At 62.6% G+C, this 24,990-nt stretch carries 25 protein-coding genes; 15 read left to right on the top strand and 10 right to left on the bottom strand.

From position 1 onward, the window contains the following. The first annotated feature begins 39 nt into the window (after positions 1 to 39). Together ABC383_RS14780 and ABC383_RS14785 are read left to right on the top strand one after the other, a co-directional pair. Entirely contained in the window at positions 40 to 327 is a 288-nt protein-coding gene (locus ABC383_RS14780) for an H-NS histone family protein (protein WP_413014854.1), read from the top strand. Positions 328 to 1,540: 1,213 nt separating this feature from the next. Then, complete coding sequence (locus ABC383_RS14785) at positions 1,541 to 1,933, top strand: hypothetical protein (RefSeq protein ID WP_413014855.1); 393 nt, start codon at positions 1,541 to 1,543, stop codon at positions 1,931 to 1,933. Here ABC383_RS14785 and ABC383_RS14790 read toward each other — a convergent pair. After that, positions 1,914 to 3,053, bottom strand: a complete 1,140-nt coding sequence (locus ABC383_RS14790; protein ID WP_413014856.1) for a metallophosphoesterase — start codon at positions 3,051 to 3,053, stop codon at positions 1,914 to 1,916. The genes ABC383_RS14785 and ABC383_RS14790 overlap by 20 nt on opposite strands. Positions 3,054 to 3,165: 112 nt before the next feature. Beyond that, positions 3,166 to 4,047, bottom strand: coding sequence for a D-hexose-6-phosphate mutarotase (locus tag ABC383_RS14795; RefSeq protein WP_413014857.1), 882 nt, complete (start codon positions 4,045 to 4,047; stop codon positions 3,166 to 3,168). 166 nt (positions 4,048 to 4,213) lie between these two features. On the opposite strand from ABC383_RS14795, the gene ABC383_RS14800 reads away from it, so the two are divergent. After that, complete coding sequence (locus ABC383_RS14800) at positions 4,214 to 4,924, top strand: Mut7-C RNAse domain-containing protein (protein ID WP_413014858.1); 711 nt, start codon at positions 4,214 to 4,216, stop codon at positions 4,922 to 4,924. Between the two features lie 7 nt (positions 4,925 to 4,931). Here ABC383_RS14800 and ABC383_RS14805 read toward each other — a convergent pair whose 3' ends face one another. Next, positions 4,932 to 5,696 carry a hypothetical protein gene (locus tag ABC383_RS14805; RefSeq protein ID WP_413014859.1) on the bottom strand — a complete coding sequence of 255 codons (765 nt, stop codon included), beginning with the start codon at positions 5,694 to 5,696 and terminating at the stop codon, positions 4,932 to 4,934. Positions 5,697 to 5,803: 107 nt separating this feature from the next. Here ABC383_RS14805 and ABC383_RS14810 point away from each other — a divergent pair, with 107 nt between their 5' ends. After that, positions 5,804 to 6,778, top strand: a complete 975-nt coding sequence (locus tag ABC383_RS14810) for a sugar kinase (RefSeq protein WP_413014860.1) — start codon at positions 5,804 to 5,806, stop codon at positions 6,776 to 6,778. Between the two features lie 200 nt (positions 6,779 to 6,978). Continuing rightward, positions 6,979 to 7,635 carry a phosphoribosyltransferase gene (locus ABC383_RS14815; protein WP_413014861.1) on the top strand — a complete coding sequence of 219 codons (657 nt, stop codon included), beginning with the start codon at positions 6,979 to 6,981 and terminating at the stop codon, positions 7,633 to 7,635. 29 nt (positions 7,636 to 7,664) lie between these two features. Here the strand turns inward: ABC383_RS14815 and ABC383_RS14820 are convergent, their stop codons facing one another. Then, on the bottom strand, positions 7,665 to 8,114 hold the full coding sequence (locus ABC383_RS14820) for a CBS domain-containing protein (protein WP_413014862.1): 450 nt from the start codon (positions 8,112 to 8,114) through the stop codon (positions 7,665 to 7,667). A gap of 148 nt (positions 8,115 to 8,262) precedes the next feature. Here ABC383_RS14820 and ABC383_RS14825 point away from each other — a divergent pair, with 148 nt between their 5' ends. Together ABC383_RS14825 and budC are read left to right on the top strand one after the other, a co-directional pair. Continuing rightward, positions 8,263 to 8,577: a hypothetical protein gene (locus tag ABC383_RS14825; RefSeq protein ID WP_413014863.1), complete on the top strand. Its 315-nt coding sequence runs from the start codon at positions 8,263 to 8,265 to the stop codon at positions 8,575 to 8,577. Positions 8,578 to 8,693: 116 nt separating this feature from the next. Next, a complete protein-coding gene (gene budC / locus ABC383_RS14830) occupies positions 8,694 to 9,458 on the top strand; it encodes a meso-2,3-butanediol dehydrogenase (RefSeq protein WP_413014864.1) in 765 nt (254 codons plus the stop codon). A gap of 249 nt (positions 9,459 to 9,707) precedes the next feature. On the opposite strand, the gene ABC383_RS14835 is transcribed toward budC, so the two are convergent. Further along, positions 9,708 to 10,031, bottom strand: coding sequence for a hypothetical protein (locus ABC383_RS14835; RefSeq protein WP_413014865.1), 324 nt, complete (start codon positions 10,029 to 10,031; stop codon positions 9,708 to 9,710). Between ABC383_RS14835 and ABC383_RS14840 the strand changes: the two genes are divergently transcribed. The 5 genes from ABC383_RS14840 (at position 10,021) to ABC383_RS14860 (ending at position 15,153) form a co-directional block, all read left to right on the top strand. Continuing rightward, positions 10,021 to 11,223, top strand: coding sequence for an ABC transporter substrate-binding protein (locus tag ABC383_RS14840; RefSeq protein WP_413014866.1), 1,203 nt, complete (start codon positions 10,021 to 10,023; stop codon positions 11,221 to 11,223). The two genes, ABC383_RS14835 and ABC383_RS14840, sit on opposite strands and share 11 nt — an antisense overlap. A 122-nt stretch (positions 11,224 to 11,345) precedes the next feature. Then, complete coding sequence (locus tag ABC383_RS14845; RefSeq protein ID WP_413014867.1) at positions 11,346 to 13,247, top strand: ABC transporter permease; 1,902 nt, start codon at positions 11,346 to 11,348, stop codon at positions 13,245 to 13,247. Then, positions 13,244 to 14,011, top strand: coding sequence for an ABC transporter ATP-binding protein (locus tag ABC383_RS14850; protein WP_413014868.1), 768 nt, complete (start codon positions 13,244 to 13,246; stop codon positions 14,009 to 14,011). Before ABC383_RS14845 ends, ABC383_RS14850 begins: the two co-directional genes overlap by 4 nt. Then, positions 14,008 to 14,721, top strand: coding sequence for an ABC transporter ATP-binding protein (locus ABC383_RS14855; protein WP_413014869.1), 714 nt, complete (start codon positions 14,008 to 14,010; stop codon positions 14,719 to 14,721). Before ABC383_RS14850 ends, ABC383_RS14855 begins: the two co-directional genes overlap by 4 nt. Before the next feature lie 105 nt (positions 14,722 to 14,826). Beyond that, a complete protein-coding gene (locus tag ABC383_RS14860; RefSeq protein WP_194715137.1) occupies positions 14,827 to 15,153 on the top strand; it encodes an NIPSNAP family protein in 327 nt (108 codons plus the stop codon). Between the two features lie 68 nt (positions 15,154 to 15,221). Here the strand turns inward: ABC383_RS14860 and ABC383_RS14865 are convergent, their stop codons facing one another. The 4 genes from ABC383_RS14865 to ABC383_RS14880 all read right to left on the bottom strand — a co-directional run bounded on the left by ABC383_RS14865 (position 15,222) and on the right by ABC383_RS14880 (position 20,235). Further along, complete coding sequence (locus ABC383_RS14865) at positions 15,222 to 18,305, bottom strand: glycosyl hydrolase (protein WP_413014870.1); 3,084 nt, start codon at positions 18,303 to 18,305, stop codon at positions 15,222 to 15,224. 111 nt (positions 18,306 to 18,416) lie between these two features. Next, on the bottom strand, positions 18,417 to 18,653 hold the full coding sequence (locus ABC383_RS14870) for a hypothetical protein (RefSeq protein ID WP_413014871.1): 237 nt from the start codon (positions 18,651 to 18,653) through the stop codon (positions 18,417 to 18,419). A gap of 4 nt (positions 18,654 to 18,657) precedes the next feature. Beyond that, positions 18,658 to 19,806 (bottom strand): PQQ-dependent sugar dehydrogenase, encoded by a 1,149-nt coding sequence (locus ABC383_RS14875; protein ID WP_413014872.1) that lies wholly within the window; start codon positions 19,804 to 19,806, stop codon positions 18,658 to 18,660. A 102-nt stretch (positions 19,807 to 19,908) separates the two neighbouring features. After that, positions 19,909 to 20,235 (bottom strand): hypothetical protein, encoded by a 327-nt coding sequence (locus ABC383_RS14880; protein WP_194715139.1) that lies wholly within the window; start codon positions 20,233 to 20,235, stop codon positions 19,909 to 19,911. A gap of 463 nt (positions 20,236 to 20,698) precedes the next feature. On the opposite strand from ABC383_RS14880, the gene ABC383_RS14885 reads away from it, so the two are divergent. After that, the gene (locus ABC383_RS14885) at positions 20,699 to 21,424 is read left to right on the top strand and encodes an SOS response-associated peptidase (protein WP_413014873.1); all 726 of its coding nucleotides are present in this window, start codon (positions 20,699 to 20,701) and stop codon (positions 21,422 to 21,424) included. Here ABC383_RS14885 and ABC383_RS14890 read toward each other — a convergent pair. Continuing rightward, positions 21,406 to 22,554 carry a mechanosensitive ion channel family protein gene (locus tag ABC383_RS14890; protein WP_413014874.1) on the bottom strand — a complete coding sequence of 383 codons (1,149 nt, stop codon included), beginning with the start codon at positions 22,552 to 22,554 and terminating at the stop codon, positions 21,406 to 21,408. The two genes, ABC383_RS14885 and ABC383_RS14890, sit on opposite strands and share 19 nt — an antisense overlap. Before the next feature lie 268 nt (positions 22,555 to 22,822). Between ABC383_RS14890 and ABC383_RS14895 the strand changes: the two genes are divergently transcribed. Both ABC383_RS14895 and ABC383_RS14900 read left to right on the top strand, forming a co-directional pair. After that, the gene (locus tag ABC383_RS14895) at positions 22,823 to 23,782 is read left to right on the top strand and encodes a Tim44 domain-containing protein (protein WP_413014875.1); all 960 of its coding nucleotides are present in this window, start codon (positions 22,823 to 22,825) and stop codon (positions 23,780 to 23,782) included. Between the two features lie 138 nt (positions 23,783 to 23,920). Further along, entirely contained in the window at positions 23,921 to 24,934 is a 1,014-nt protein-coding gene (locus ABC383_RS14900; protein WP_413014876.1) for an AI-2E family transporter, read from the top strand. Positions 24,935 to 24,990: the final 56 nt, after the last annotated feature.

Consider the following 24,990-nt stretch of genomic DNA (forward strand, 5'->3'; position numbering starts at 1 on the left):
TTCCTGCCTTGTTGCCTATCTTTTTGAGGACTTTAGCCAATGGCAACGTTTAAAGAACTGCAAGATCAAATCGCTAAACTCAAGCAAGACGCTGAAGAGGTTCGTTCAAGGGAGATTAGCGGTGCAATTGCCCAAATCAAGAGCCTGATGAACGATTACGGTATCACTATCCAGGATATTGAAAGCTCGGGACGCCGAAAAGGTAACAAAGCTGTTTCCCTCTTTAATGTCCAGTTCAAGGATGAATCTGGAAACACTTGGTCCGGGCGCGGGCGTATGCCGGCTTGGCTAAAAGGGAAAGATAAGGAAAAGTTCAGGGTAAGCTGACTTTCTGGCAAGGCCCAACCGGGTTTCAAGGGATTATTATTTTCCTGCTATCGGTTAGTGTCCGATATAACTTGAGTTCTACGTAAAGTAACGACCTCAGTCCGTTGCCTTGCGGAGCACCTTGTTTTTAGGCTTTTATCGTTACCGTGCCTTTGGCCAAGTGTATTGGGTACAGTGCGCCTTACTCAGGTATTGGCGCATTGGCAACAGCCACCAAGATCAACCGTGGACTGCCATTAGCCTACCTAGTTGCAGCCTCTCCGACTACATGCCTTATGAGAGATTCGTAAATATTGGCTGCAGCAACGCGATCTACTCTTTAAAAACTGCTGCCACAAGACGCGATTCGACGACGTGATGACTCAGCAGTAGGCAGCTTTACCGGACTCTCAAAAAAGAAGACCCGCAACCGGAACGGTTGCGGGCTTCCCTGTCTCATCGCTTCCCACTAGGTATGGATTTTTGTAAAGCAGATATTGAACGCATTAACCGGTTATGTCTACATGCAGTGCAGCATGAGTATCAGTACCTCTCCAATGTTAATTTTAAATTACATACAGAATACAACATGGAATTCTCGCCTGCCGTTGTTGTAGGTCGAACTTCATGCCTGATAACTTATTGAATAAGCCATGTGGGATTTTAAGTACGAAAGCATGTCTCATTTAGCAATTGTTCGGCTTCCTCAGGCAAGGCTCGCCAAGTGTCTTTCAGTCAGGACATGATCTAACGAAATTCTTGATGTGAAGTACCGTGTTCAGACGTCTTTTGCTCGTTATTTTTAAAAACCGTTCATCTAGCGGTAGACAAAACATGCAGTTTATTGCATTATCCACGCACAAAAATCCATATCCAATGGGGTAGCTGAGAAGACAGAAAACCCGCGGTCGCTGAGACCGCGGGTTTTGCTTTTATATGCTGGCGCAAAGCCGAACCACGGATCGCATGCCGGGGCCGAGCTGTCCAAATGGATTTAATCCATTGCCCAAGCTTATGGACCAATCAAGCTATGCAATGTGATGTGAAAAGCGATAGGCGAAAAAAAACCCGCTGACCAGGTCAGCGGGTAAATCCATCCTTTGAGAGGCTGGAGGAGACAAGGAGAACTATAAGCAATTTCCTTCACTAAACGAAATTCCCTGTTTCCATACCAGTTATACCAAAGATGAATAACTGATGGTCAGGCTACTGTCTTTACCTTCAATACGTGCTTTTGCCTGATGAACGTCGCTGGCGAGTGCTGCAAGTTCAGCTCAAAAACAATATTTCTTTACAAGCCGCATGCCGTATCCGATTTTTTGGGTGCCTGCATACACCATGTCCAGGAGCCGGTATCATCGCGGTTTCTACGCTTCGCTTCAGCACTCAGGGCGGCCAGCGCAGTTTTTCAATCCACAAATCCGAAATCATGGTGAAAAGACAAAAGGGGCTGACCATTATCCAATTGATGGTGCTTCTGCTTATTGCAGGCATTGTCGGGTCGCTGCTATTGAAGATCATCATCGAACATCGCTGCCAGAACGATCCGTCCGCATCGCTTTGCATCAGGCATGCAAGCGCCGCAGGGTTGAAAATGCCCGGCCAATTCAGCAGGCAACCAGCTTGATCAGCGTAATTTCGGACGGCGCGCCAAACCGCTTCGGCGGCCCCCAGTAACCAGTGCCGCGACTGGTATACACCCACAGCCTGTCCAGCCTGTGCAGCCCGGCGACAAAGGGCTGCTGCATCCTGACAAAGAAATTCCACGGCATGAATTGGCCGCCATGGGTATGGCCGGATAACTGCACATCAAAGCCCGCGTCCGCCGCCGCCGGCGCGCTGCGGGGTTGGTGTGCCAGCAGCACCCTGACTGCCGCATGGGATGGCGCACCGGCGATGGCTGCATGCGGGTCGCTTCGATGCGCAGAGTCGAAATGGCCGGCACTGTAGTCCGTGACGCCGGCGACGACCGCCGTCGCGCCCTGGTGCTCCAGCACAACGTGGCTGTTGAGAAGGACCTCGATGCCCAGGCGGCGCAATTCGGCAATCCAGGCATGCGCGCCCGAATAATACTCATGGTTGCCGGTCACGAAATAGCTTCCGTGGCGGGACACCAGATCCTCCAGCGGCGCGACGTGCGGCGCCAGTTCCCTTACGCTGCCATCGACCAGATCACCAGTGATCGCCACCATATCGGGCTGCTGGCGGTTGACCGCCGCGACGATACGCTGCAGATAATCGCGGCGTATCGTCGGCCCGACATGGATATCGCTGATCTGCACGATCCGAAACCCCTGCAGCGCAGGCGGCAGGTTCCTGACCGGTATGCTTACCCGGCTTATCGCGGCAGTGCGGCGCGCATTGGAAAAGCCAAGCAGAGTGATCAGAAAGCCGAGCACCGGAACCGCCAGCGCGGATTGGCGGCGCCAGGCAGCCAGGTCCAGCCATCCCGGCCAGACAAGATCGACTGCGAATATGCCCAGAAGGGTCAGCTCCCGAATGGCTGTCAGGATCAGCAGCGTGGAAGAAAAGCCCATGCCTGCCCATGCCAGCCAGGTGACCAGGCGGGTTGTGCGGTGCCCGAGGCCGGCCAGCCGGGAAGCCAGCCCGATACCCATGGGCATAAGGAGCACCGAGTTCAACAGCGCCAAGCCCAGCGCCGCCGACAACACCGGCCACTGGCCGAGTTCGGGCAGCAGGCGCCAGGCAATCAAGCCATGCAGGAACAGCGACAGAAAACGCAGCATCGAACCGGATCGCCCTCATTGAAATCTTGCAGATGGGGCAGATGTGCGCCGCTGCAAGACCGGCGCCGGAACGCATCGGAGGCTATTTTCCGTGCCTGGCACCTGCCAGCGCCTAAGCCAGGCTCAAGCGCTGGCTGCCCTGCCAGATTGCGCCGGCGGGCAATGTAACAGGCGCCGCAGCGCAGGCAGCCTCGACGCACAGCATGTGCTGCCAATCGTGGTCGGGCATGTCCGGCAGAGAGCGGGCCTTGTCCGGACCCGGATTCCAGACCACGGTGTCGGCAAAGCCCTGCTGGCTGATCTGCAGCGGCGCATGACCGTGCTCAAGCAATTGCAGGCTGGCAGGCGGCGCCATGTAGACCCGGTCGACTTCGCCGGGAATGGCCAGCTGCGCTTCCTGCTGCGTCTTGACGACGCAATGGTCGGTCGCATCCTGGTAGGACACGCCCTGCAGCCCAAGCAGGCGGGCGTTGCGGATGTCATCCACCCGCAGATAGGTGTGCAGCGCCGTGCTGAAGGCAAACGGCTGGTCGCCGGTATTGGCAATGGACAGGCGCACTTCCAGGCTGTCCGGCTCCTGGAGCACGGTCAATGTCGCAAGAAAAGGGTACGGCCATTGCGCCAGGCTGGCCTGGTCGTCGCGCAGGGTCAGGACCAGGGTGTCGTCGCTGCACTCGGCAAGCGTCCACGGCAGGTTGCGGGCAAAACCATGCTTGACCAGCGGGCCCCGATCGGAGAACTGCGGCAGGCAGACCGGCATGCCGCCGCGTATGGCGGCCGCTTTCTCTCCGGCGTGCCTGAGGCCACCGGTGGCGGCCGACAGGTAAAGTCGTTCCCGTCCGTCGCCCGGGCGCCAGGACAGCACTTGCGCGCCCTGGGCGGCCACGAATGCCTGGCCTGTGGCATCCGTTGCAAGCCTGATGCCCGGCAAGCCATCCAGCAGGTCGGGAAATGCGGCGAGGTCGGGGAATGGTGGGGTCGGTTCAAGATGCAATCTTTTCTCCTGAAAATCCTGAAAATGAGCGCAAGGAGCACGGTGGCGGGCTCTCCATGCCGGGCGCACAGGATAGCAGCCGGCGGCCCGCAATGGCTCTGCGCCGGGGCAAGCAGCCTGCATGCGGCGTCGCCGCCACACAGCAGCGAGTGCGATACTGAGCGTCATGGTCACGGCGACTTTCCATTTTTACGACGAACTCAATGACTTCCTGCCGGCGACGCGCCGCCATCGGGCCTTCGCCACGCCGTGCGCCCGCGCCGCCACCGCCAAGCACATGATCGAAGCGCTGGGCGTGCCGCATACCGAGGTCGGGCTGGTGCAGATCAACGCGGTCGCCGCCGGGCTCGACCAGATGCTGCAGGAGGGCGACCAGGCGAACGTCTTTCCCGGCAGTCCGCCGCCGCCGTCGCCGGTGCTGTTCGTGGCCGATGCCCATCTCGGCGGCCTGGCCCGTCTGCTGCGCATGGCTGGCTTCGATACGCTGTACGACAATGCCTTTCACGACGCAGAGATCGCGGCGATCTCTGCGCAGCAGCAGCGCATCGTGCTCACGCGCGACCGCGACCTCTTGATCCGCAAGGAAATCATGCATGGCTGCTATGTCCGCGCGCTGAAGGCGGAACCGCAGGCGCAGCAGGTGCTGGCGCGTTATAGTCTGGCGCGGCAGGCCCGACCTTTCACGCTGTGCCTGCATTGCAATGCGCCCCTGCATCCGGTAGACAAGAGCGAGGTGGAAGCAGCGCTGCCGCCGCAGGTGCGCGCGCTGCATCAGACGTTCCGGCGCTGCGATGTGTGCGCCCGCGTCTATTGGAAGGGTAGCCACTGGCAGCGCATGGACAGCCTGCTGCGCCGGATTCTCGAACCGCCTGGCTAAAGGCGTCTCAGCGATACAGCAGCGCGGCGATGCGGCCGGCTTCCAGCACGGTGCGCGTCGTTCCCTGATGCAGCACATCCCTGAACTGCGGATGGACATTCGCGCCCAGCACCAGCAGATCGCTGCCGCGCGCCTCGGCCAGCGCCAGCAGCGCATGCCCGGCATCGACATCCACCGTTTGCTGCACCAGGTCGACGGCGACGGCGTGGTGACGCAGATAGAGCGCAATGGCAGCTCCCGGCGCGCTTTCCTGATCCGGCACGCCGACAGGAGAGTTGACTACCGCCACGGTGGCCTTGCCTGCCTGATGCAATAGCGGCAAGGCGGCATGCACCGCCCTTGCGGCGATGCGGCTGCCGTTCCAGGCAAGCAGAGGCTGGCGCGGCATGCCATGCACATGGGCGCCGAGTGGCGCGATCAGCACCGGGCAGGCGCTGTTTCTGGCAACGAACTCGCAGAAGTCGACATGCATGGCCGCACCCGGATCGTCCGCCGGCCGACGGCCGAGCACGATCAGGTCGCAGTAGCGTCCGCTCTCGCCGAGCGTCGCTGCCAGGTCGCCTTCCAGCACCCTGGTTGCAAACGAGGCCACGCCGGCGCGCCGCATTGCGCTGTCAAATACCTGCAAGGCTTCCGGCGCCTGCGGATCGGCACCCGATGCCGCGCCGATCAGGTGCGCGCCCTGCGCGATGGCGATGTGCGCGGCCAGCGCCACCGTTGCCGCCAGTAGCGGCGAATGGTCGAGATAGACGGTGATCACCTTGTAAGCCATCGCATGCTCCATGCCGGGTCGAGATGCCAGCCTACGCCTGCGCCGCTGCAAAAGGCATTGCGCCGAATCAAGGCCGGCGTTGCTTGCCTTGCGCGCAACGCGCCTGCATGATGACTGCCTCTCATCGTGTGAGCAATGTGATGCAGCCCAAACTGATTTGCGTAGGGAACACCACTCTGGACCGGGTCTGGCTGATCGATCGTCTGCCGTCGGGCGGCGGCAAGTTTCCGGCACATGATTACCTGGAACTCGGCGGCGGCATGGCGGCCAATGCCGCGGTGGCCGTAGCCAGACTGGGCGGCGCATGTGCCTATTGGGGGCGCGCCGGCGACGACAGCGCGGGCAGGGTGATGCTGGCGGAAATGGCCGCCTATGGCGTCGACGTCAGCCAGTTCAGGCTGATACCGGATGCCAGGTCGTCGGTGTCGGGCATCATGGTCGGCGGCGATGGCGAGCGCATGATCGTCAACTTTCGCGGCGAAGGACTCGATACCGATCCCGGCTGGCTGCCGCTGGCGCAGATTGCCGGCTGCGATGCGCTGCATGGCGACGTGCGCTGGCCGGAGGCGGCGGCGCCCTGTTTCGCCGCGGCGCGCGCGCATCGCATACCGACGGTGCTCGATGGCGAGATCGCCAGCGCCGAGGTATTTGGCGCGCTGCTGCCGCTGGTGGACCATGCCATTTTTTCGGAACCGGGATTGCGCGCCTTTGCCGGCGGCGCAACCGACAGCGACGAGGCGCGCCTGACAGCGCTGCAGCGGGTGCGCGGCCTTGGATGCCGGGTCGCGGCCGTGACCAGGGGACGTGAAGGCGTCCTGTGGATCGATGAAGCCGGCGTGCATCGGCAGCCAGCCTTTGCGGTGCAGGTGGTCGACACCACCGGCGCCGGCGATGTATTTCACGGCGCCTATGCGCTGGCCATTGCCGAAGGCGGCATGGTGGATACGGCAATGCGGTTTGCCAGCGCGGTGTCGGCGCTCAAATGCACCGGCAAGGGCGGTCGGGCGGCGATCCCCACCCGGGAACGCACGCTGCAGTTCATCAGGGAACGCGAAGGAGCTGGCCCGGCGCCAGCTCCCTGAGGGCGCCTGTCTTCGTCAACACCGATCAGCTGATCGAAAGCTGTTTGGCGCCGCTGCCGCCGATAAGTTCGGCGATGTCGAAATCAATTGATCTGCATGCGCTCCTGCGGCACTTGGGCGCTTGATCTGGCACAGGCCCTTGCTGCGCCGGCTGGCTATGCTGAAATTTTCAGCATGGAGCTCGGGCTCCCGCAATCGCCATGAAGCAGGGAAAGCAGGGACGACGCTTTCACGACCGCGATGATGCCGCGCACCAGCTCGCGCAATCGCTGCGCCGTTACCGGGACGCGAGGCCGCTGGTGCTGGCCATACCGCGTGGCGCCGTCCCGATGGGACAGCGCATTGCCAGCGAGCTGCAAGGGGAGTTCGATGTGGTCCTGGTGCGCAAGCTGGGCGCGCCGTTCAGCGAGGAATATGCGATTGGCGCGGTGGATGAAAGCGGCTGGGTGTACCGCTCGCCGCTGGCCGCGGCTGCCGGCGCAAACGACGCCTATATCGCGCATGAGACCGCGCGCCAGATGGCGCTGCTGCGCCAGCGGCGCGACCGCTACACGCCATTGCGGCCCAGGGTCGATCCGGCCGGCCGAACCGTGATTGTGGTCGACGATGGTCTCGCGACCGGGGCCACCATGATTGCCGCCCTGCATGCGGTGCGCGCCGGCAAGCCGGCCCGGCTGATCTGCGCGGTGCCGGTGGCCGCGCCCGACAGCCTGGGCCAGGTGCAGGCACTGGCCGACGAGGTCGTGTGCCTGCATGCGCCCGAGGACTTCGCGGCGGTCGGACAGTTCTATGACAACTTCGACGCTGTCGACGATGACGAGGTGGCGGCGATCCTGGCCAGCCAGGGCAGCGCCTGACGCTGCCCGCGCTGTGCCTGCCGGTGCGCTTACTTGCGCAGCCGGCGCTCGTGGGCCATCTGGCCGGACATGGCTTCCGTGATCAGCGACAGCTCCAGCGCCAGCAGCCGCACGATGTCGTCCGCGGTCACCATGCCGTACAGGGCGCCGTTCTCGCTGACCACGGGCATGCGCCGCACGCCGTGGGTGCGCATCAGGCGCAGGGTTTCGACGAAGCCGGCATTTTCCTTCACCGTCACCAGCGGCGTGTTCATGATGTCGCCGGCGGTAAACAAGGTGGCGTCAAGTTGCAGGGCCATGGTCTCCACCACGATGTCGCGGTCGGTGACGATGCCCACCGGCGTCCTTGTCCCCGAGCGCGTTTCCACGACGATCACGTCGCCGATATGGTGCTTGCGCATCAGCGCCGCCGTGTCAGGCAGGGAGAGCTCCGGGTCGCAGCAGACCACGTCGAGCTTGCAGCATTCATTGATGGGCATCTCGTTACTCCCGGCAGCCACCCTTTCGGCCATCTGGCAAGCCCTTGCTTGCGCCTATAATGCAGACGGATCCTGACGCCGATCCGGCTGGCGAAACCTGCCAGCCAGCCTTCGATTCCATGCATTCATCACCCCAACGGGAGGTTTTATGACTGAAGAAAACATGGGCGCAAACAGTGCGTCTACCGGTGCGCAAATGAATCTTGAACGGATTAACCTCCTGGTCTCTGATCTGGAACAAGAGCTGGAGAGGGCGCCCAATCGTGAGGAGGTGCAGCGTCTGCGGCACGAACTGGAGGTGTTGCGTACAACCCTCAATGCTGCCGCCGGACGCGCTGCCACCGACGAGGACATGCATTCGGCACGCTCGTCCTTCCAGCGCATGTCGGCGGCGGTGGAAAATGAAGTGCTCAAGGACAGTCCTTATATCGCGGAGATAGGCCGCATCCTGGGCATGGTCTGAAATGAAGTCCGGGCGCTTTTGCGCCTGAACAACCCAAGCGTAGTGCGTCAGCAAATCCACGAACCCGGGCTTTCCTTGCGCGTCCATATGGCTGTATTTACACCACAGGAGCCATGATGACGCGATTCAATGACAAGGTAGTAATTGTGACGGGCGCCGGTTCCGGCATAGGCGCCGCCACCGCCCGGCGTTTCGCCGGCGATGGCGCCACGGTCGTGCTGGCCGGCCGCACGCAGCACAAGCTGGACCAGGTCGCCGCCAGCCTGCCGGCCGGCAAGGCGGTGGTGCGGGTGACCGATGTGTCGCAGCAGGCCGAGGTCGAGGCGCTGGTGGCGGAGACGGTGCGGCAGTTTGGCCGGCTGGATGTGCTGGTCAACAATGCCGGCGTTGCCGTTGAGGGCAAGATTACCGACTCCAGCGTGGACGACTGGAAAAAGGTGATGTCAACCGACCTCGACGGCGTGTATTACGCCTGCCGCGCCGCCATCCCGCAACTCATCATCACCGGCGGCGCCATCGTCAATGTCGCTTCGGTGTCCGGCCTGGGCGGGGACTGGGCGCTGTCGATCTATAACGCCGCCAAGGGCGCAGTCTGCAATTTCACCCGCGCGCTGGCCCTGGACCATGGCCGCGACGGCATCCGCGTCAACGCGGTCTGCCCCAGCCTGACTCGCACCGACATGACCGAGGACATGTACCAGAAGCCGGAACTGATGGCCAAGTTTGCCGAGCGCATTCCGCTCGGACGCGGCGCCGAACCGGAAGAAGTGGCTGACGTGATTGCCTTTCTCGCCAGCCATGATGCGCGCTTCGTCAATGGCGTGAATCTGCCGGTGGATGGCGGGCTGACCGCGTCGAACGGGCAGCCGCCGATGAGCTGACCGGGCAATCAGTCGGTGGTGCAGCGAAAGCGCTGCCTGGCGCCAAAGCGGCGCCTTCGCCTGTTTTTCATGGATTCATGCATCGGTTTCGCCGGGAGGCCGGGGTTTTTGCGGATCACGCTCGGCCGGCAGCTTGCCCGCGGAGATGTCATCAAGCTGGTTCTGCTTCAGCGTCTTGTCCGGCGACGTGGGCTGGGTAGCGCTTTACTTTTCCGGGCACGGGATGCCCCGCCTGCCTTCGATGCCGATTTATTGGACTGCGTCATATTTTTTCCTCAGGCAGGGATCGAGAATGGCTGGGATCGCAGGCTTGCGTTGCCCACCTCCTATTTCAATTGCAGATCCGGCGCGTGCTATCCGAAAAAGGCCCAGTTTTTTGCAGACCGAGGTGCTTGCGCCGGCCGGTGCCGGCGCCGTACGAGCACGGGCGTCACTAAACCGCTCAGCCCCGAAATGCGCTTTAGCCTCTAGAATGTCGGCTGATTGCCATACCGCATCCATCCGGGCAGCCTGAATTGCTTTGCGGCTGATACCGGACACACCCAGATACCAGGAGCACTCGATGAACTTCAAGCATAGAGCGGGATATGCCGTGCTGATCGCGGCAAGCTGTCTTGCCGGCGCTGCCACGGCAGCCGACGCCATCCGGATAGGCGAGATCAACAGCTACAAGGCGCAGGCCGCTTTCCTCGAACCGTACAAGAAGGGCATGGAGCTGGCGCTGGAACAGGTCAATGCCGGCGGCGGCCTGCTCGGACGCAAGGTCGAGCTGCTCACGCGTGACGACAATGCGAACCCGGGCGATGCGGTCCGGGTAGCGGAAGAGCTGGTCTCGCGCGAGAAGGTCGATGTGCTGATGGGCACCTTCCTTTCCAACACCGGCCTGGCGGTGACCGACTTTGCCAAACAGAAGAAATTCTTCTTCCTGGCCGCCGAGCCGCTGTCGGACAAGATCGTCTGGCAGAACGGCAACCGCTATACCTTCCGCCTGCGGCCCTCGACCTACATGCAGGTGGCGATGCTGGTGCCGGAAGCGGTCAAGCTGAAGAAGAAGCGCTGGGCGCTGGTGTATCCCAACTATGAATACGGCCAGTCTTCGGTGGCGACCTTCAAGAAGCTGATGAAGCAGCAGCAGCCTGATGTTGAATTCGTCGAGGAGCAGGCGCCGGCGCTGGGCAAGATCGATGCCGGCGCGGTGACGCAGGCGCTTGCCGATGCCAAGCCGGATGCCATCTTCAATGTGCTGTTCGCCGCCGACCTCGCCAAGTTCGTGCGGGAAGGCAGCACCCGCGGCCTGTTCAAGGACCGCGCCGTCGTCAGCCTGCTGTCGGGCGAGCCGGAATACCTCGACCCGCTGAAGGATGAGGCGCCGGCGGGCTGGATCGTCACCGGCTATCCCTGGCAGACCATACAGACAGCGGAACACAAGGCATTCTTCGACGCCTATCAAAAGAAGTACGGCACCTATCCGCGCCTGGGTTCCGTGGTCGGCTATTCGGCGGTGATGTCGATGGCTGCCGGCATCAAAAAAGCCGGCAGCACCGATAGCGAGAAGCTGGCGGATGCCTTCAAGGGCCTGCCGGTGGAGACGCCCTTCGGCAACATCACCTACCGCGCGCAGGATCATCAGTCCACCATGGGCGCCTATGTCGGCACGCTGGCGGTCAAGGGCGGCAAGGGCGTGATGGAAAACGCGGCGTACAAGGACGGCGCGAAATTCCTGCCGCCGGACGCCGAAGTCAAGACCTTGCGTGCAGCCGAATAGGCCGGATGATGTTCGGCATGCCCGGCATGGTGCGCTGGATTGCGCCCATGCCGGTTGCGCGTTTCCATCTGGCCTGGCAGGTCGCACGGCCTGTGTGATGCGGCCTCAGGCATGATGCTCTCATGACGCTTTCCAGTTTTCTGATCCAGCTGCTCAATGGCCTGGCCGGCGCCTCCTCCCTGTTCCTGGTGGGGGCAGGGCTGTCGCTGATCTTCGGCATCACCCGCGTGGTGAATTTTGCCCATGGCTCGCTGTACATGCTGGGCCTCTACATCGCTTATTCGCTGACCGAATGGCTGACTGCGCAGCTCGGTCCGGGCCCGCTGGGCTTCTGGGGCGGCGTGCTGTTGGCAGCCGCGGCGGTCGCGGCGATCGGTGCGCTGGTGGAAGTGCTTCTGTTGCGCCGCATCTACCGGGCGCCGGAACTGTTCCAGCTGCTGGCGACCTTCGCGCTGGTGCTGGTGATCAAGGATGCGGCGCTCTATGTCTGGGGTGCCGAGGAGTTGCTGGGTTCGCGCGCGCCTGGCCTGTCAGGCTCGGTTGAACTGCTCGGGCGCCGCTTCCCGCAATACAACCTGCTGCTGATGTGGATAGGCCCGCTGGTGCTGGCCGGGCTCTGGCTGCTGCTCAACAAGACCCGCTGGGGCGCGTTGATCAGGGCTGCGACCCAGGACCGCGACATGGTCGCAGCGCTTGGCGTAAACCAGGCCTGGCTATTCACCAGCGTGTTTGCACTCGGCGCATTCCTGGCCGGCCTGGGCGGCGCCCTGCAGCTGCCGCTGGAGCCGGCCAGCCTGAACCTCGACCTGCAGACCATAGGCGATGCCTTCGTCGTGGTCGTGGTCGGCGGCATGGGCAGCATCCCCGGCGCCTACCTCGCGGCCCTGCTGATTGCCGTGACCAAGGCCTTGTGCGCGGGCATCGGCACCGTGCAGATGTTCGGCATGGACGTATCGTTTTCCAAGCTGACCCTGGTGGTGGAATTCCTGATCATGGCAGTGGTGCTGATATGGCGGCCCTGGGGGCTGCTGGGCCGGCCGCAGGCAGCCAGCCGCAATCCGGCCGACATCGAAGCGCCATTGCGACCGGCACGGCCCGCGCTGCGCCTTGCCGCGTGGCTGCTGGTGGTCCTGCTGCTGGCGCTGCCGCTGGCTGGTCAGAGCTTTCCCTATGCGGTCACGCTGTCGATCGACCTGCTGATTGCAGCGCTGTTTGCCACCAGTCTGCATTTCATCATGGGGCCGGCCGGCATGCATTCCTTCGGCCATGCCGCCTACTTCGGCCTGGGCGCCTACGGCGCGGCGCTGTTCTTCAAGGCGCTGGCCATGCCGATGGAAGTCTCGCTGCTGGCCGCGCCGCTGGTCGCAGGCTTGGGCGCGCTGCTGTTTGGCTGGTTCTGCGTGCGCCTGTCCGGCGTCTACCTGGCGATGCTGACGCTGGCGTTTTCGCAGATCGTCTGGTCCATCGTCTACCAGTCCGATGAGCTCACCGGCGGCAGCAACGGCATCGTCGGCATCTGGCCGTCGGCCTGGCTGGCAGGCCGTGGCGCGTATTTTTACCTGACGCTGGTGCTCTGCGCCGGCTGCATCTGGCTGATGCGGCGCATTTTGTTCTCGCCCTTCGGCTACGCGATGCGCGCCGGCCGCGACTCGCCCTTGCGCAGCGAAGCCATCGGCATCCACGTCAAGCGGGTGCAGTGGATGGCGTTCGTGCTGGCCGGCCTGTTCTGCGGCGTGGCCGGCGCCCTGTTTGCCTTTTCCAAGGGCAGCATCTCGCCCGAAACGATCTCGGTCGGCCGCTCGGTGGATGGCCTGGTGATGGTGCTGCTGGGCGGCGTGCAGACCTTGTCCGGCCCGATCGTCGGCGGCGTGCTGTTTACCTGGCTGCAGGATCTGCTGGCGCGGGAAACCGAATACTGGCGTGCTCTTCTTGGCGGCGTGATGCTGCTGCTGGTGCTGGCTTTCCCGCAGGGCGTGGTCGGCGCCCTGCGCAGCCGCTTCGAGCGCCAGGAGGCCACATCATGAGCCTGCTGCAGGTGCGCAACCTGAAGAAGTCCTATGGCGGCGTGGCGGCTGTCGCCGATGTGTCGTTCGACCTGCCGGCCGGCCAGCTGCTGGCATTGATCGGGCCCAACGGCGCCGGCAAGACGACCTGCTTCAACATGGTCAATGGCCAGTTGCGGCCGGACGCCGGCTCGATCCGCCTCGACGGCCATGAACTGACCACAATGGCGCCGCGCGCGATCTGGCGCCTGGGCGTCGGCCGCACGTTCCAGATCACCGAGACCTTCAGTTCGATGACGGTGGTGGAAAACGTGCAGATGGCGCTGCTGTCGCGCGAGCGCAAGATCTTCCATCTGTGGCGTCCGGCCGCCGGCTTCCACCGCCAGGAGGCATTGCAATTGCTGTCGCAGGTCGGCATGGAAAGCCAGGCCGACCGGCCCTGCAGCGTGCTGGCGTATGGCGACGTGAAGCGGGTCGAGCTGGCGATCGCGCTGGCCAACGCGCCGCGCCTGCTGCTGATGGACGAGCCGACCGCCGGCATGGCGCCGCAGGAGCGCCATGCGCTGATGGCGCTGACCAGGAAGCTGGTGGCGGAGCGCAATATCGCCGTGCTGTTTACCGAGCACAGCATGGATGTGGTGTTTTCCTATGCCGATCGGATCATCGTGCTGGCCCGCGGCAAGCTCATTGCCGAGGGCGACGGTCCATCGATACAGGCAAATGCGAAAGTGCAGGAAGTGTATTTCGGCGCCGGCACCCTGGGCAGGAAACGGAGCCCGGCATGAGCGATCCCATGTTGAAGGTGGAACGCCTCAATGCCTGGTATGGCCGCGCCCAAGTGCTGTTCGACCTCGCACTGGAAGTGCGGCCAGGCGAGGTGGTGGCGCTGATGGGCCGCAATGGCGCCGGCAAGTCCACCACGATGAAGGCGGTGATGGGCCTCTTGGAAAGGCGCCGCGGCGCAATCCGCTTCATGGGCCATGATATCGCCGCAATGCCGTCGTTCCGGATTGCCCGGCTGGGACTGGGCTTCGTGCCGGAAAATCGCCGCATCTTCACCGACCTGACCGTGCTGGAAAACCTGGAGATCGGCCGCCAGCCGCCACGCCCCGGCATTCCGGCATGGACCGTCGACCGGCTGTTCCGGCTGTTCCCCAATCTGGGCGACATGCCCGGCCGGCGTGGCGGACAGATGAGCGGCGGCGAGCAACAGATGCTGACGGTGGCGCGCACGCTGATGGGCAATCCCTACCTGGTGCTGCTGGACGAACCTTCCGAAGGCGTGGCGCCGGTGATCGTCGAGCAGATGGCGGAGATGATTCTCGAACTCAAGGAGGCCGGCGTCTCCATCCTGCTGTCGGAGCAAAACCTGCATTTCGCCGAACTGGTGAGCGACCGCGCCTATGTGCTGGAAAAGGGACAGCTGCGTTTTGAGGGCAGCATGGAAGCGCTGGCTGCCAGCCAGGACGTCAGGAAGGCCTACCTCGAAGTCTGAGCCCGGTTCGACGCCGATGGCGGCGCGCGGTTACACTTGTGCGCCCGCCTGGCGGGACAAGCAGTTCAACATGTTTACCTGACGATCACACTACCGAAAGCCGCCATGATTCACGAAATGCGTATCTACCATTGCGCGCCCGGCCGCCTGCCGGCGCTGAATGCCCGCTTTGAAAACATCACCCTGAAGTTCTGGGAGAAATACGGCATCAAGCCGCTGGGTTTCTGGACCACCCTGGTCGGCCCCAGCAACCAGTCGCTGACCTACCTGCTGCAATGGGACAGCCTGGCCGAACGGGAGCAGAAGTGGAATGCCTTCGCCAGCGATCCGGAATGGCTGGCCAAGCGGGCCGAGACCGAAGCGCAGGCCATCATCGTTGAACGCATCGAAAACAGTTTCCTGGTGCCGACGTCGTATTCGCCGCTGCGCTAAGGGTTCCCAAGGCCAAATGAAAACTCCGCCCGAAAGCGGAGTCGATCCCGCGAGATTGGCGCTTGCCCCTACTTGCGCGAGGACAGCCACCACAGCGTATTGGTATCGGTCGATGGGGTTGAATTGTCCTTCAACACATCGGCGACCACGCCATCGGCATTCAGCGAGGAATTGGGATACACGCTGGAGCGGGTGTTGAGCCGGTAGGTTTCCTGCTGCTGCGGCAGCGCGTCCATATAGCCAACGTAGCGCTGGTAAGTGCCGGCCGGGTCGTTGATGCCGTTGGCTGCGACCGGAAGCTGGCGCCAGCTGTAGAGCACCCGCAGCCTTCCCGCGCAGATCGCGCCGGGATTTGGCGGCATTGGCAGGCCCTGTACATCCCGATCAGGCTTGGTAGGATCATAGCCTGCCAGGAAACATGCCGCGCTCTGGTCGGGCGGCGTACTGATGATGCTGGCGAAGAGATCCGTGTTGCTGTCCTCAAGCCTGCGCAGCGTGGCACTGTGGATCCTTGCCCAGGCCGGCGATATCACGAATTCGGAAATCGGGCTGATCGGCAGCAGGTTGATGCCGATCCGGTTGGCAAGCAGCGGCCCGAAAAAGGTGTTCGTTTCAACGATATTGGCACGCAGGATGTTCATCACCGGTTCATCGCTTGGGCGGATCGTCATCGTTGCATTGCCGTTGGCCCGTTTGACGCTGACATCCACTGCGGGGTAATCCAGGTTCTTCAGGTAAGCCGTCTCCGGAGTGACCTGGTAGAAGGCCTGGGTGGTTCTGATTTCGGCTGCAGTCATGATGGCGGCCATGGCCTGGAACGGCGAATTTTTAATCACGGCTCCCCATGTGGCCAGCGCATAGCTTGCATTGATGGATTCGCTGGATGACTCGGTGTTGCCGCCGTTGGGGTCCGGCCCGGTATCGGCAATGTTCTGCAGCCGGTACCAGTCGAAGGTGCGCATGATGGGGAAGTGCGTGTCGTCCAGGCTGGGATTGGCGATGTCGCGCACCAGCAGATTGACCTTGTCGACATAAGCCGGCAGCCACGGATTTTCCTTGTCGGTATCCAGCGCGGCCACGACCGAAGCCGCATACACGTAATAGCCGTAATGGAACATGTGGTCGACATAGGCACGGTTGTGATAGTCCTTGTCGTAGCTCTGCAGTCCGAGCGACGTGATTGTGCCGCCATTGCTTGCGTCATACACGAAGGTGTCGTTGACGCGGTCTGTCAGGGGATCGACCTGACGGCCGTTTGCATCGACGCCATCCAGCCAGAGCGCAAGCGACTTCTTCAGGTAGGCAACCAGCTGGTCGCGGCTGGCGGTGTCGCCGACGCTCTGGGCAATGAGGGCAAGACGGCTCACATTGTGCAGATACTTTCCGCAGATGTAGGAGTCCGCATTGCAGCTAGCGAGAAAGTCCGTGGTGAGCAGCCTGGTGTCGTCGGCCAGCGATGCCTTGAGTCTCGGCAGGTCGGCCGCCTTGATATCGCCGTTGCCCATCCACAGTTGCCTGGCTTCCGCGCCATTGCGCAGGATGCCGGGAATGCTCAGTTGCTGCGCCCATTCGTCGCCGGCAATGGCGCTCATCGTGCCGAAGTTGGACCGGTATGTCAGGCCATCGACCTTGGCTGGATTGCGCAGCGACGGAATATGCGTGGCATCGAAGCCCATCATCAGGAGGTCGGCACCCTGGGCGGTTGCACCGTCCATGCGTTCCATGGCCCACTTGTACCTGATCAGGCCGGCGGCATTGCCGTCATATTCGAGATAGATCCTGGAACTGGTAGGGAAGGTTGCCGCATACCGGTCCAGGATGGCGCGGCGCGCCTTGAAGCTTGGAATGTCCGAAATGCCGGTGACTTTCGCGCCCCATGCTTCCTGAGCGACATCATCCACCAGCGCGGTGCGTATCGTCCCGGAGTAAGCCTCCCTGGCCACGTAGGAGCGCGAAGGCGTGTCCCATTCCAGGGTGATCGGGCTGGAGGCATAGACCACCAGCTCCTTCAGGGAGTTCAGCGGAGCGATCTCCTTGTTGTCATTGGTGCCAGGTTTTGTCCGGGCCCGGTCCGGGGTCTGATAGACGAAGCGGAACTTGGTGCCGGTTAATGTCGGCGTCACGCGCTGCTGGTTGTTTTCGGTGAAGGCTTGCAGCGGCTCTTCGCCAACGGCAACCGCCTGGATGCCATTATCGCTTTCCTGCTTGTCGTACTCGTATTGCACGGGATTGAGCGGCAGGCCGAATGCATCCTTGAGAGTGCGCGCGTGGCTTCCTTGGCCCACTTGCACCACTGGACGCAAGCCCGCGTAGCGCATGGTCACGTAGGGCGAGCCTTCCGCCGCCAGCAGCTGCATGAATCGGGTGCCGGTGCTGTTGCGCCAGCTGGTGGACACGGTCAGCTCGTCGAAATGATCGACCTGGCGGGACAGTCGCCCTTCGACAGGCTGCACATAGGTCAGGCGCATATCCTGGCTGCCGTTGGGCGCCAAGTGGTAGAGCAGGGTGTCGGCCTTGAAGGGATTGCGGAGATCGTAGACGTCCGCGTTGCCGTCGATACCGTAGGCGATATAGCGGCGTGATGCAAAGCTGACGGACACCATGCCTATCCTGTCGTCGATGCCGAGCTTGTTGGGGAAAGCGAAGATGTTCGACTGCTCGGTCTCGCCGCCCCTGTTCCGCGCATCGTTGTCGTCTTTCGTAGGCGTGAAGTAGGCGTCGAGGTTGAGCGGGCTCTGGTAAAGAACCCCCTTGAACCATTTGCCGGTCGGCATCCGGCTTGCCGTATCGGGAGGCAGGGCAACCAGCTTGCGTTCGATGTTGCCGGGCTGCCAGGGATTGGCAAGGGCCCGGTTGGACCCGAGCACGATCCTGGGGTCGGTGGTCGATATCGGACCCAGCGTGTCATTGGACGATGATTTTGCCGCAGCGAGGATGGTGGCCGATAACGGGGCAGCCGACGCAGGGGATCGTAACGGCACCAGCGGCATACTGCCGACCGCCACGCTGCCCGCAAGCGCCGGTGTCGGCCTGGGCAATTCGACGCTTGCCGAAGCATTGCCGTCGGCCGAATCGGTCGAGCCGTCCGAACAGGCAGCCAGCAGGAAAGCGGCGCTTGCTGATGCAAGCGCCAGAAAAAAAGGCTTTTTCATCCAGTTCTCCATGGGAACCCGCTGATGGACATGCCCGGACAGCGGGGGGAACTGATATGTACCGGCCTCTTGTGGAAAGATCCTGCGGCCTGAAGATTGGAGAAGAGGGGATTACTCCCCGCTGGCCTGATACTCCGCCGCCGCCTTGGCGGCCCACAGCGCCTTGTTATAGCTGTCGTACGGATCTTCATAGCTGTCCGCGCTGCCGTCGTCGGCGATGAAGTGGAGATACCAGCCGTCGCTGCGCTCCTCGATCATGATGTCGCCAGGGCGGCCATGGCGCTCCACGGTGTCGCCGGCTTCCAGTGTGACGATGCGCACGCCTCGGTGCTTGATCAGGCCGGGCATCGCGTCAGGACCCCGGCGCCAGGCGCAGCAACTTGCCCGGGGATGCATCGGTGAGCACGTACAGCAGGCCGTCGGGGCCTTCCCGCACATCGCGGATTCTCTGTCCTACGTCTTGCAGCAATTTTTCCTCCTTCACGACGCGGCCGTCGCGGATCTCGAGCCGGTCCAGGTACTGGAACTTGAGCGAACCGACAAACAGGCTGCCCTGCCAGGCGCGGCCATAGCGGTCGCTCCTCAGGAACGCCATGCCGGACGGCGCAATCGACGGGGTCCAGTAATGCAACGGCTGCTCCATGCCGGCCTTCTCGGTCAGACCGGCGCCAATCGGTCCGCCGCCATAGTTTTCGCCATACGTGATCACAGGCCAGCCGTAATTCTTGCCGGCCTCCGGACGGTTGATTTCGTCGCCGCCTTGCGGCCCGTGCTCGTGCGTCCACAGCCGGCCGTCGGGGCCGATGGTCGCGCCCTGTGAATTGCGATGACCGTAACTCCAGATCTCGGGCAGCGCGCCGGCCTTGCCGACGAAGGGATTGTCGGCCGGCACGGTGCCGTCCTTGTTGATGCGCACCACCTTGCCGTGATGGTTGTCCAGCGTCTGCGCATCCTGCATGCGCCGGAAGCGTTCGCCCAGCGTCAGGAACAGCTTGCCGTCTGGGCTTTCCGCGATGCGGCAGCCGAAGTGGTGGTTGCTGGCGAACTTCGGCTTCTGGCTGAACAGCACCTTCAGGTTTTCCAGGCGGCGATCATCGTCGGACAGGCGCGCCACGGCAAGCGCCGTGGAATTGCCCGCGCCGCTCGCCGCCGGCTCGGAAAAACAGAAATAGACCAGGCGGTTGCGGGTAAAACCGCTGTCGGCCAGCACATCGAGCAGGCCGCCCTGGCCGCCGGCATCGACCCTGGGCAGTCCGGCCAGCGGCGCGCCCATGCTGCCATCGGGCTGGATCAGCCGCATCGCGCCCGCCTTTTCCGTCACCAGCATGCGGCCCTTGTCGATGAAGGCCAGGCCCCAGGGGTGATCGAGCTGCTTGTTGAGGACCTCAACGCGCACCGCCTGGGCATGGGACGCGCCATGCGCCAGCAGGATGGCGGCCGCCAGTGCCGGCCAACGCAGCCGGCGGGCTTTCGGTACGGGGTTGGAATCGCATGCATTCATTGTTTTCGTCTGCCTGATAAGCAAATGCCGTCAGCCCCGGTCAGGGTGACGGCATGATAGCGCACGACAATTGCGGCCAGCGCTGGCCGACGGCACAGGCTCCTAGCTATTGGCCTGCTTGTCGCCTGCCGGCTGCGCCGGTGCTGGCTTGGGCTTGCCTTGGGCGTCGCTCAGCCGGTACTTGGTGCGGCGATCGCCCATCAGGTCACGCAATTCGCGCACGCTCATCGTGCTGACTTCGTGCATCCGGATCAGCATCGAGGCGCCGACCGGCAGACGACGGTGGCGGATCTTGCTGATCACGGGCGGTGCGACTTCCAGCGCGCGGGAGAGTGCAGCATCGTTCTTCAAATTCAGGCGCTCGATCAGGATGTCGAGCAGATGGTTAGGATTGTAAGATTCCTGGGTTACAAGGTTTTCGGACGCCATGGCTAAATCACTTTCAAAATGTCAGGTTGGGAATGGTGCGCTGTGCTGTCTTAAAGACATCGTTTAACGCACAAAATTTCCTTATCGCTAATTTTATTTTTGATTAAAAACAATAACTGCGTGCAATTTTTGAAGGTCGCCAATTCCTGAGCCGGATTAAGTTCACCTGCATTCACTACCAGCGCTTTCTGTGTTGCCTGCCGCTTTCCGGAAATGGTTGCGGCACTGTTGTCGTGCCTTCAATGGTGTTCCGGAACAATGTTAAATTACAATAAATTGCATTAAGACACAATCAAGGCCGTCCTCTCCATTTGATCGTCCGCAACCTTCCTGTAATTCTTTGTCGGGAATCAAGGCGTACCAATACCGGTTCGCTCATGTCGTCCGAATTGATCGCCTGCATAATAGGTTTTCTAGCAAATATTCGATCAGCGACCGTTGGCGTCGCGTTATGGAGGCTGTCATGTGTGGACGCATCACCCAGCACAGAAAACCACTCGACTATGTCAAGGTATTGGACCTGCCTCTCAGGATGAGCGACGAGGCAGCCAGCCGTCAGCCGTCATACAACACGCCGCCGGGCACCACGCCCTGGCTGATTCATGCAATGAGCGAAGGCGAACCCATGGTGGATGCGGTCCGGTGGGGCTACCGGCCCAACTGGGCGGCAGAAAAAGGCATACCGATGGCGATCAACGCACGCATCGAAAAGGCGGCCACCGGCAAGTATTTTCGCCACATGTGGCTGCATGGCCGGGTGCTGGTGCCGGCAGACGGCTGGTACGAGTGGACCGGCAAGGCAGGCCACAAGCAGCCCTGGTACATCCATCGCAAGACCAATGAACCGCTGTTCCTGGCGGCGATCACGAATGTGCGCCCGGACCGCGAGAATCCGGAGGGAAGCGGCTTTGTCATCGTCACGGCCGCCGCCGACGCGGGGATGGTCGATGTGCATGACCGCCGTCCGGTCGTGCTCGGGCCGGAGGATGCACGGCTGTGGATGGACCCCGACCTGCCGGCCGAGCAGGCCGAACAGCTGGCGCGCTCGATGGCGGTGCCGGCGGAGGAATTCGACTGGTATCCGGTGAGCCGGGACGTCAACCGGGTAGGCAACAGCGACCCGCACCTGATCGAGCCGGTGAAACTGGACGGGCAGGAGGCAACGCCCGATCAGGATTTGCGCGACTGATACGCCGGCGCGGCTGCTTTCTGCGCCGCCAGGTCCTCGCCGGCGGTGTCGGCGCGCAGCCGCGGCAGGCAGTCGGGATGGGCGCGCTGCACAAAGTCGAGCAGTCCTTCCCGCACCTTGCAGCGCAGGTCGAAGGTGCGGCCCGCATCCGAGGCGCTGACCAGCACCCGCACCTGCATGGCGCGCTCGTTCGCATCCGTGACCTGCACCACGCAGACCCGGCCGTCCCATTCCTCCAGATTGCTGCACAGGCGCTGCGCCTCCGCGCGCAGCGGCGCCAGCGGCAGGCGGTAATCCACCCAGATCGTGACGGCGCCCAGCAGGTCGGCGCTGCTGCGGGTCCAGTTCTGGAAGGGATGTTCGATGAACCATTGCAGCGGAACGATCAGGCGGCGCTGGTCCCAGATGCGCACCACCACATAGGTGCCGGTGATTTCCTCGATCTGGCCCCATTCGTTTTCGACGATGACCACATCGTCCAGGCGGATCGGCTGGCTGATGGCCAGCTGCATGCCGGCCAGCAGATTGCCCAGCACCGGCTTGGCGGCGAAACCCACCACCAGGCCGGCCACGCCCGCCGATGCCAGGAGGCTGGTGCCAATTTGCCGCAGCAGGGGCAGCGTCATCAGCGCCATGCCGGTGCCGATCAGGATGATCAGCACATTGACCGACCTGGCCAGCACCCGGGTCTGGGTATGGATGCGGCGGGCGGCCAGGTTGTCGACGCGGTCGATTGGATTGAGTTCGACGATGGTGTCGGCAATCGACTGCACCGCCCGGGTGGACAGCCAGGTCAGCGAGGCAATCGTCAGCAGCGCCGAAATGTGCAGCAGCAGCGGCGCAATGCGCAGCGTCGACTCGCTGTCGCGGAAAATGATCTGCAGCAGCAGGAAGAATATGGCCACGCGCAGCGACTGGCGGCATTGCCTGAGCAGGCGGCGCGAAAACGGAAAGTGGCGCGCCAGCCGTTGCAGCACCGGCATGCCGAGCCGGTCGCCGATCATCACGACCAGGAGCACCACGATTACCTGCAGCAACACATCGAGCCAGGCATAGCGTTGGCTGTCGGGCAGCCAGGGCAGGGCAAGCATCAATTGCCGGTGCAGCCAGTCCGGCAGGTAGTCGCTCATCGGTTTCCTTGTTTGCTTTTCATCGCGGTACATCGTTTGCAGGCAGCCAGACAAACAAACTAGTCGAAGGGGACGGTTGCAGTCTGTTCGTTGCCGTACAAAGCTGCCGCAAACGATCCGAACGCCTTTTTCGTTTCGTATTTAACGAACAAATAATCAACTTAACTTCGCTTTTTTAATGCGATTCCGCTCCGTATGATGCAGTGTTCAAAACCGAATCGGCTGGTGTGACCGCCTTCACACTGAATGCTAACGAGAGGAGCAGCAAATGAAAAAGGTAGTCATGGGCGTCATGGTCGCCGTCATGGCGGTCAGCATCGGCTTGTCCAGCGCGGAAGCCAAGCGCATGGGCGGCGGCAGTTCGGTCGGCAAGCAGTCCCAGAGCGTCAACCAGGCCGGCCCGTCGCAGTCGGCGGCGCCAGCCCAGTCTTCTGCGGCGCAATCCGCAGCAGCCCGTCCGGCCACGCCGGCGGCAACGCCTCCCAAGCCGGCAAGCCCGTGGAAAGGCATGCTGGGCGGCGCATTGCTGGGCCTCGGCCTGGGCGCACTGCTGTCGAACCTGGGCATCGGCGGCGCGCTGGCCAGCATGATCAGCACGATCCTGATGGTTGGCTTGCTGGTGATGGCCGGCCTGTTCATCTACCGCATGGTGCGCAGCAAGTCGCAGGGCAGCCAGGGCAACGCCGGTCTGCGTCCGGCCTATGCCGGCGCACAGGGCATGCAGCAGTCGATGACGCCGGAGATCGGCTCGCAGCTTGAGCAGGGGCGTCCGTCCGCACTGCAGTCGCAAGAGCCGGTGTTCGGCGGCGCGGCGGCAGCGGCGGCCGCCACCCAGGCCAGCGCACCGTGGGGCGTGCCGGCCGACTTCGACACGCAGGGTTTCCTGCGCCATGCGAAGACCTACTTCATCCGGCTGCAGGCCGCATGGGACAAGGCTGACACCAACGACATCCGTGAATTCACGACGCCGGAGATGTTTGCCGAACTGCGCATGCAGATCCAGGAGCGCGGCGCGTCGTCCAACCACACCGACGTCGTCACGCTCGATGCGCAGTTGCTGGGCATCGAGAACAGCGGCGCCGACCACCTGGCCAGCGTCAAGTTCAGCGGCATGATCCGCGAGATGGAAAATGCGCCGGCCGAGCCGTTCGCGGAAGTCTGGAACCTGACCAAGCCTGCATCCGGCCAGGGTGGCTGGACACTGGCTGGCATCCAGCAGTTGTCCTGACCTCCAGCAGCCGGCGCCCGCGGCGCCGGCCTGCCGGTCCTGAAAACCGTCCACGCAAAACGTGGGCGGTTTTTTTTGTGAGCGCAAGCACGATTGGTATAAGGTAGGCGCACAACATTCAGGTACAACATCCTCTTTATGACAACACCGCCAAAACGAACCGATCCCGTCGTCGTCGCTTCCTACATCCTGACCGGAATCATGCTTTGGCTGGTGCTGTACAAGGGCCTGCTGGCGGCGCTGTTTTCCGGGCTGCTGGTGTATGCGCTGGTGCACCTACTGGCGCCGGTGCTGGGTCGCCAGATCAGCGACGAGCGGCAGCGCATGATTGCGGTAGCGCTGCTGAGCGGGCTGATCGTGACTGTGCTGGCCGGCGGGGTCTGGGCCATCATCAGCTACGTCTCCGACCCCGAGCAGATCGCGCTGCTGTTGCAGCGGACCGCCGACATCATCCAGGCATCTCGCGCGCAGCTGCCGGAATGGCTGCGCGGCCATCTGCCCACCAATGTGGACGCGCTGCGCGACATGATGACGCGCTGGATGCGCGACCACGCGGTCGAAGCCCGCAGCATGGGCGAGCAGGCAGGCAGGGTGGTGGCGCATATCCTGATCGGCATGGTGGTGGGCGCGATGGCGGCGTTGTATGACACCACCGAGCCGAAGAATTACAAGCCGCTCGCCGCCGCGCTGCATGCGCGCGTGGTCTCGCTGGCCAGGGCCTTCGAGCAGATCGTGTTTGCCCAGGTGCGCATCGCCGCCATCAATGCCGCCTTCACCGCGCTGTTCCTGTTCGTCGCGCTGCCGCTGGCCGGCGTGCGCCTGCCGCTGTCCAAGACCATGGTCGCCATCACCTTCGTGGCCGGGCTGCTTCCCGTGATCGGAAACCTGATTTCCAACACCGTGCTGGTGGTGGTGGGCTTGTCGCATTCGCTCAATGTCGCCATCGCTTCGCTGGTGTTCCTGGTGACGATACACAAGCTCGAATACTTCCTGAACGCCAAGATCATCGGCACCCATATCGATGCCCGCGCCTGGGAACTGCTGGCGGCGATGCTGGTGATGGAAGCGGTATTCGGCGTGCCGGGCGTGATTGCCGCGCCGGTGCTGTATGCCTATCTGAAGCGGGAGCTGGATGAAGCGGGGCTGGTGTGACTGGTATGACTGGTATGACTGATGCCACCGATGTGGCTGGCGCGACGCACCGCGGC

The organism is Noviherbaspirillum phoenicis, assembly GCF_047237965.1.
Lineage (GTDB): Bacteria > Pseudomonadota > Gammaproteobacteria > Burkholderiales > Burkholderiaceae_D > Noviherbaspirillum_A.